General features: G+C 58.7%; 2 protein-coding genes. Both read right to left on the bottom strand.

The annotated features are described in order from the left end of the window. Positions 1-1,552 (bottom strand): polysaccharide biosynthesis protein (locus FJ404_19790; protein ID MBM3825088.1); only part of this gene is annotated, 1,552 nt, incomplete at its 3' end. 144 nt (positions 1,553-1,696) lie between these two features. Further along, positions 1,697-2,035 (bottom strand): exosortase/archaeosortase family protein (locus FJ404_19785; GenBank protein MBM3825087.1); only part of this gene is annotated, 339 nt, incomplete at its 5' end.

Below are 2,035 nucleotides of genomic sequence, written 5' to 3'. Positions count from 1 at the left end.
TGTTCTCGCCTTGGTGACTGAGTTCCTCGAAGAGTTTCTCGCCCGGCCGGAGTCCGGTGAATTCGATGAGAATATCCTCGTCCGGGACGAGTCCGTTCAGCTCGATCAGTTGGCGCGCCAGATCGACGATCTTGACCGGCTGGCCCATGTCGAGCACGAAAATCTCACCGCCTTGCCCTTGGGCGCAACTTTGCAGCACCAGTCCGCACGCCTCGGGAATCGTCATGAAGTACCGCGTGACATCGCGGTGGGTGACTTTGACGGGGCCTCCCAAGGCGATTTGTTTTTGGAACGTGGGAATGACGCTTCCTGAGGATCCCAGCACATTGCCGAAGTGGACGGCTATGAACTGAGTGCCGCCGCTCGTTTCGGCGTGGAGGGCTTGGAGGAAGATTTCTGCGACCCGCTTGGTGGCTCCCATCACACTGGTGGGATTGATGGCCTTGTCCGTCGAGATCATGACGAACCGGGCCACTCCGTGATCGCGGGCCGCCTCCGCCAGCCGGGCGGTCCCGAACGTGTTGTTCTTGATCGCTTCGGAGGGCTGGCTTTCCATCATGGGAACATGCTTGTGGGCGGCGGCATGGAACACCACTTCCGGCCTCTGACGTTCGAAAATCTGGCGTATGCGAGTGGTGTCGAGAACGTCCGCAATGAGCGGGAAGATGATCGATCCGTGGCCGCGCTCCAGCAGCTCCTGCTCGATTTGGAAGAGCTGGACCTCGCTCTGGTCGAGCAACAGGAGCCGTCGGGGGTGGAATTCCAGAATTTGCCGGCACAGTTCGCCGCCGATACTGCCTCCGGCGCCGGTGACGAGCACCACCTTGTCCTCCAAGACGCCGCGAATATGTTCGGTCTCGAGCTTCACCGCATCTCGTCCCAGCAAATCTTGAATTTCAACGGAGCGAAGCTGGCTGACTTTGACTTGTCCCGAAGCGAGTTGAGGAAGGGAAGGTACGGTTTGAAACTTGAGGCGCGCTTTCTGCAATATCTTTACGACTTCACCGATCCGTTTCGCGGAGGCCGAGGGCATGGCGATGATGACCTCTTCCAATCGGAGATTCATAGTGCGATCCAGGAGGGCTTCAGGTCCGCCCAAAACCGGAATGTCATGAACTCGCGAACGCCACTTCGACATGTCGTCGTCGAAGAAGGCGATGGGTTTCATGCCCAGGCCGCGTTTGACGGAAATTTCCCGAGCCAGCGATGAACCGACATCGCCTGCTCCCACGATCGCGACTCTCTTTACCCTCCCGCTATGGCGGGCTTCCGGCGCGAGGTATCGCTCACGCAGGACTCGCAGGCCCAACCGTCCACCTCCCATGAGCATCATGGCAATGAGAAAATCGACAAGGATGACGGAGCGGGGAGGTGCGCACAGTCCGCCGGTTGCAAACCAAACCAAGGCGACTAATCCGGAAGAGCAAACCGAGTAAGCAAGAAGTCGCTTCAAATCGGGCAGACCGAAATAGCCCAGCAATCCATCGAATTGCCTGAAAAAGATCAAGAGAACGATCTTGAGCGGCAGGACCCATCCGATCACAGGCCACATTCGCACTTGTTCAGAGGCGAGAATCTGAAAATCAAATCGAAGTTGGTAAGCGATCCATAAACTGAACACAATGGCGGTGACGTCCGCAACCGCCAGGACCAGGATGCGTCGGAAGGTTTTTGAAATGGCGCCTTTCACTTGGATCTAGGGGGCATGCGGGATGGATCCCACCGGTCGTGTTCCTTGCGGCAGATAGGATTCCATCCGTCGGCACGCCCACACCGCGAGGAGCACACCGGAAAGTGTGCAGAGTAGAATGAGCCAGCCCGCCGGGTCATGAAGCCGGTCCACGGCTTCAGGCCCCCGGCGATGGGCCACGACACTGAGCCAGACGGAGCGTCCCAAATTGGTGGCCAGGGCAAGTCCACAGCCGGCTCCGACCAGGAGCAACCGTGAGCACCAACCACGAAAAGCCAGGTGGCTCACAAACAACGTGGCCATCAAGGCGGATTGCAGACTGCGGACACCACTGCAGGCGTCCTC

The organism is Verrucomicrobiota bacterium (genome assembly GCA_016871495.1).
Lineage (GTDB): Bacteria > Verrucomicrobiota > Verrucomicrobiia > Limisphaerales > VHDF01 > VHDF01.
This window is presented reverse-complemented; position numbering and strand designations above follow the sequence as displayed.